Genomic DNA, 5,518 nt, shown 5'->3' with positions numbered 1-5,518 from the left:
GCCGTCGCCCGCGGCGATCTCGCCGTCGCCGAGGCGGGCGCCGGAACCGCGGACCAGCATGTAGCCGACGTGGGCGCCGGAGTCGCTGTCGAGGACGTGGGTGCGGGCCTGGTCGCGGGTGCCGCTCTCCTCGGCGACGAAGGCGGGGACCTGGGTCGGGTCGCGCCGCTCCAGGGGGCCGTCGGCGCCGCGGATCATCCAGCCGCCGGCGATGAGCAGCGGGCCCGCGGCCGAGGCGAAGGCGATCAGCACGGCGACCGGCTGGCGCCAGCCGAAGCTCTGCTCGGCCACACGCGCGCGTGCCCCGTCGGCGCCGAGCGCGGCGGCCGCAAGGAGGGCGAGGCCGTAGACGAGGGTCGCCGGGCCGGCCCAGGTGGAGTTGTTGGACAGGACCGCGAAGACGAAGCCGACCAGGGCGACCGCCCAGGCCGTCCAGATGCCCGACTGTCGCTCCGTGCGGACCAGGGCGGCGAGGGCGGCCAGCACGATGCCGATGAGCATGAGGCCGCTGACGGTGCCGGGGCCGCCCGGGCTGGCGCCGAGCAGATCGACGGCGGAGGCCGCCGAGGAGCCGTACGCGAGGCCCGCTTCCCTGAAGAAGCCGAAGGGGAGCAGCGTGAGCGACCAGGGCGCGAGCAGCAGCAGGGGTGTGCCGAGCTGGGCGAGGAAGCGCAGGCCGTAGGCCGTGATGTCGCTCCGGCGCAGCACCAGCAGTCCGACGCCGAGGAGCAGCGCGATGGGCCAGACGATCGGCGTGAAGGCCGTGGTGATGGTCAGCAGCAGGGCGTAGGCCCAGGTGGCGCGCCAGCTGCCGCGGGATCCGGAGGAGTTCGTCAGGCCGCCGGCCGCGATGCCCGCGCGGGCGATGAGCGGCAGCAGCGCGGCCAGGACGGCGGTGCCGAGGCGGCCGCCGGCGAGGGCGCCGGTGGCGGCGGGCAGGAAGGCGTAGACGACGGCCGCCCAGGCGCGCAGCAGCCGGGACTCGACGAGCGGGCGGGAGGCGAAGTAGGCGGCGACACCGGCCAGCGGCACCGAGCAGACGAGCAGGACCGTGACGGCCAGGCCGGTCGATCCGAACAGCAGGGACGCCAGCATCGCCACGAACGCGATGTACGGCGGGGCCGACGAGGTGCCGCCGGCACCGACCGGGTGCCAGGAGTCCAGGAAGCGCGACCACAGTTCGCCGGAGTCGGCCGGGGCGGGCAGCAGGGCGCCGCCGGCGAGCGCGCCGCCGCCGAGGAGCTGGCGGCAGGCGACCAGGGAGACGAGCAGCAGCACCAGGAAGAGCACCGGGCCGGGCTTGCGCGCGACGCGCTTGAGCCGGGCGAACTGCTCGATCTCCAGGAAGTCGGCGTCGTCGCCGCCGGGGCCCGACTCGACGGCGCTGCCGTGCCGTCCGGCACCGGCCGCGACCTCCGGGTCGGAGCGGCCGACGAGGCTGCTCGCGACCTGCTCGACGGTGACGCGGACGGTCGCGCCGGGCGGCGGGAACAGCGCCCGCAGCTCGCCCTTGTCGATCTGGGGCGCGGCTCTGCCGCGTCGCCCGGCGAGGATCCGCTCGGGCCGCAGCAGGGTGCCCATCAGGCCGCGGATCTCGTCGACGGCCTGTCCGGGGACTTTGCCGACGAGGTAGGCCACGGTGCGCAGCAGGGTGCCGAGCACGATCCGCAGCATCACCCAGGGGAGGACGGCCGTCCGCGAGTTGACGAGCAGGGTGTAGACGGCGCCGGCCTTGTCGACCTTGTGCGGGGAGGCCGCGGTACGGCCCATGCAGTCGACCGTGCGGCGCTCGCGGCTGGAGGCCTCGGCGTGCCGGACGACCGCCTCGGGGGCGATCAGGACGCGGTAGCCGGCCGCGGCGGCGCGCCAGCACAGGTCTACGTCGTCGCGCATGAGGGGCAGGTGGCGGTCGAATCCGCCGAGCTGCTCGAAGACGTCGCGGCGGACGAGCATGCCGGCGGTGGACACCGACAGCACGGGCCGGACGTGGTCGTGCTGGCCCTGGTCCTGTTCGCGGCGGTCCAGGCCGGTCCAGCGGCGGCCGGAGTTGGCGATGGAGACACCGACTTCCAGCAGTTGCCGCCGGTCGTACCAGCCGCGGAGCTTGGGCCCCACGACGGCCACGTCCTCGCGGCCCAGCTCGTACTCGTTCTCCACGACCCGCAGCAGTTGTGCCAGGGCGTCCGGGTCGGGGGCGCAGTCGTCGTGCAGCAGCCACAGCCATTGCACCGGCTCGCCGTGCGGCAGCTCGGGCAGGTCGTAGGCGTCGTCGCGCCACGAGCGCGTGACCGGGTCCCAGCCGCTGGGGCGCTTCAGGTAGGGCAGCTCGTCCGGGGTGAGGACCGGGGCGATGCGGCCGCACTCCTCGACGGCCTGACCGAAGCCGGTGCGGCGGGCGAGGTGCAGCACCCGGTCGGCGCCGAGGGCGTCGGTGACCAGCTGGGCGGAGGCGTCCGCGCTGCCGGTGTCGGCCCCCATCGCGTACTGGACGGGTCGCTCCTGGCCGAGCAGTCCGGCGAGCGCGTCGGGCAGCCAGCGGGCGCCGTCGTGGGAGACGAGGACCGCGGTCACCACATGACGCGGGAACTCAGGTGTGGCAGCGGTGTCGTGATGAGCTGCCGGGTGGCTGTGCACGGACATCGAGGTACGGGCCCCGGTTCGGTGGACTGCGGGGACGCCTGCGCCCGGTGGGGGGCGGCGGGGCGTCTCGGACGAGCGACCACACTATCGGCTGCACGGAAGGCGGCCCGCCGCCCTGTGGATAACCCACGGGCGACGGGCCGTTCACGAAGGAGGGGTGAGGGTCAGACGGCGGCCTTCTTCAGCCGGCGGCGCTCCCGCTCGGACAGGCCGCCCCAGATGCCGAATCGCTCGTCGTTGGCGAGGGCGTACTCAAGGCACTCGGAGCGGACCTCGCAGGCGAGGCAGACCTTCTTGGCCTCCCTGGTCGAGCCGCCCTTCTCGGGGAAGAAGGACTCGGGGTCGGTCTGGGCGCACAGCGCGCGCTCCTGCCAGCCGAGTTCCTCGTCCGCGTCGTCGACCAGCAGTTGCTGCACCGTCTCGGTCATGTGCGCCCCTCGTCTGTCTTCGCGTCCCCGTGATCTAGCCGTTACCGATTCCGGCTGAACGACACGAGTGAAATTACAAGTGTGCTGCTCCGGGCGAGTCAAGCCGAGATCTGCTATTGAGCCCCTTATTCACTCTGCGGAACCAAGCCCATGCGGAAAGTGTTCAAATCAGCATAAAACCTGACACACAGACAGAGCCCCTGAGGGCTCACACCTTCCGACGGACCCCTTGCAGACCCGTACGGAGAAGGACGCCCAGGAGTTCGATCTCGTTCCGACACGCACGTCGAAGCGAAACGGATCACATTCGGATCACGAGTACGCAACGGGGTTTGTGCGCCCGGTTGGACGCCATGTGTCCCGGGCGGGCCATGAACAAACCTTTCATCTGAGCGATCGACCGGATGAGGTGAACCACATCCCACATACCGGGTGTCGAGTTGACAGTGAAGGTGTGAACCGGTGTCCTTGTGGGCATGCTTGCGAACTTGGCGCTCACCTCGACCCGCACCGCCGGGTCCCACGGTGCTGCCCGCGCTCGCTGTAGCTGTTGCTGTTCCAGCTGTTGAGCCCCACCTGCTCCAGCTGAAGGCCGAGCCACCCGTATCTCGGCTCCCGTTCCCTCTGACCTTCTTTCACTGAGGAACCACGCACCCCATGAACAGCGACAGCGACCTCCAGATCGCCGGCGACATCCTCGAAGTCACCCACCTCCTCCAGACCCCGCGCGAGCACCCGGCCACCGTCGCCGAGTTCGCCGGACTGGCCCGCTCCCTCGCCGAGGACCGCTCCCGGTGGGAGCACCTCGTCCGGTACGACGCGGCCAGCCGCTGGTACCACCGGCTGCGCACCGGCCCCGGCTACGAGGTGTGGCTGCTGTCCTGGGTGCCCGGCCAGGGCAGCGGACTGCACGACCACGGCCCCTCCTCCGGTGTGCTGACCGTCCTGGACGGCACGCTGACCGAGCGCACGGAACGGGGCACGCGCGCGTTGCGGGCGGGCGCGCAGCGCGTGTTCGCGCCGGGATACGTGCACGAAGTCGTCAACGACGCGCTGGAGCCGGCGGTGAGCCTGCACGTCTACTACCCGGGCCTCACCGAGATGCCGATGCACACGGCCCCGCACTGCGAGGCCCGCACCCTGCCGGGCGCGCTGACCGCCTGACCCGTTGCCGTAGGCGCCGGCCGGTCGCCGAGGCCCGCCGACGGGTTGCCGAAGCCGCCGACCGGTTGCCGAAGCCGCCGACCGGTTGTCGTAGGCGCCTGCAAGACTGGCTCCCATGCGCATTGTGGTTCTGGCAGGCGGCATCGGCGGTGCCCGGTTCCTGCGTGGTCTGAAGCGGGCCGTCCCGGACGCGGACATCACGGTCATCGGCAACACCGGGGACGACATCCACCTCTTCGGGCTGAAGGTCTGCCCGGACCTCGACACGGTGATGTACACGCTCGGCGGCGGCATCAACGAGGAGCAGGGCTGGGGTCGCGCCGACGAGACCTTCCACCTCAAGGAGGAGCTCGCTGCGTACGGCGTCGGGCCCGAGTGGTTCGGCCTCGGCGACCGCGACTTCGCCACGCACATCGTGCGGACGCAGATGATCGGCGCCGGATACCCGCTGAGCGCGGTGACGGAGGCGCTGTGCGACCGCTGGAAGCCGGGCGTGCGGCTGATCCCCATGTCCGACGACCGCGTGGAGACCCATGTGGCCGTCGAGATGGACGGCGAGACCAAGGCGATCCACTTCCAGGAGTACTGGGTGCGGCTGCGCGCCTCGGTGCCCGCCCGGGCCGTCGTGCCGGTGGGCGCCGACCAGGCGAAGCCCGCGCCGGGTGTCCTGGAGGCCATCGCCGAGGCGGACGTGATCCTCTTCCCGCCCTCCAACCCGGTCGTGTCGATCGGCACGATCCTCGCCGTGCCCGGCATCCGGGAGTCGATCGCCGACGCCGGAGTGCCGGTCGTCGGCCTCTCCCCCATCGTCGGTGACGCGCCCGTGCGCGGCATGGCCGACAAGGTGCTCGCCGCCGTGGGTGTCGAGTCGACCGCGACGGCGGTGGCCGAGCACTACGGCTCGGGCCTGCTCGACGGCTGGCTCGTCGACTCGGTGGACGCGGGCGCGGTGGAGCAGGTCGAGGCCGCCGGGATCCGCTGCCGGGCGGTGCCGCTGATGATGAGCGACACGGACGCGACCGCGCGGATGGCCCAGGAGGCGCTGGCGCTGGCCGAGGAGGTGCGGGGGGCGTGAGCGCTGATTCCTCCCCCGGCTCGCGTGCCGAGGCCACCGGAGCGGAGCGGGGCGCCGACGGGTACCGGGTGTGGGCCGTGGGCGGAATACCGGAGGTCGCGGCCGGGGACGACCTGGCCAAGCTGATCGCCGCCGCCGAGCCCGGCCTGGCCGACGGGGACGTGCTGCTCATCACCTCGAAGATCGTGTCCAAGGCGGAGGGCCGGATCGT

At 72.3% G+C, this 5,518-nt stretch carries 5 protein-coding genes; 3 read left to right on the top strand and 2 right to left on the bottom strand.

The genetic code is table 11. The features are described 5' to 3' along the window. Both ABZ281_RS35670 and ABZ281_RS35665 read right to left on the bottom strand, forming a co-directional pair. Positions 1-2,640 (bottom strand): glycosyltransferase family 2 protein (locus ABZ281_RS35670; protein WP_356662216.1); only part of this gene is annotated, 2,640 nt, incomplete at its 3' end. A 164-nt stretch (positions 2,641-2,804) separates the two neighbouring features. Next, positions 2,805-3,068 (bottom strand): WhiB family transcriptional regulator, encoded by a 264-nt coding sequence (locus tag ABZ281_RS35665; RefSeq protein WP_010034659.1) that lies wholly within the window; start codon positions 3,066-3,068, stop codon positions 2,805-2,807. 657 nt (positions 3,069-3,725) lie between these two features. Here ABZ281_RS35665 and ABZ281_RS35660 point away from each other — a divergent pair. The 3 genes from ABZ281_RS35660 to ABZ281_RS35650 all read left to right on the top strand — a co-directional run. Next, on the top strand, positions 3,726-4,232 hold the full coding sequence (locus ABZ281_RS35660; RefSeq protein WP_356662215.1) for a cysteine dioxygenase family protein: 507 nt from the start codon (positions 3,726-3,728) through the stop codon (positions 4,230-4,232). Between the two features lie 115 nt (positions 4,233-4,347). Further along, positions 4,348-5,307, top strand: coding sequence for a 2-phospho-L-lactate transferase (gene cofD, locus ABZ281_RS35655; protein WP_356662214.1), 960 nt, complete (start codon positions 4,348-4,350; stop codon positions 5,305-5,307). A 68-nt stretch (positions 5,308-5,375) separates the two neighbouring features. Continuing rightward, on the top strand, positions 5,376-5,518 hold a 143-nt coding region (locus ABZ281_RS35650; protein WP_356662217.1), incomplete at its 3' end, for a coenzyme F420-0:L-glutamate ligase.

The sequence above is a fragment of the Streptomyces sp. NPDC006265 genome, from assembly GCF_040613555.1.
Taxonomy (GTDB): Bacteria; Actinomycetota; Actinomycetes; order Streptomycetales; family Streptomycetaceae; genus Streptomyces.
The sequence above is the reverse complement of the archived record's forward strand: the minus strand, read 5'-3'. Positions and strand labels throughout refer to the sequence as shown.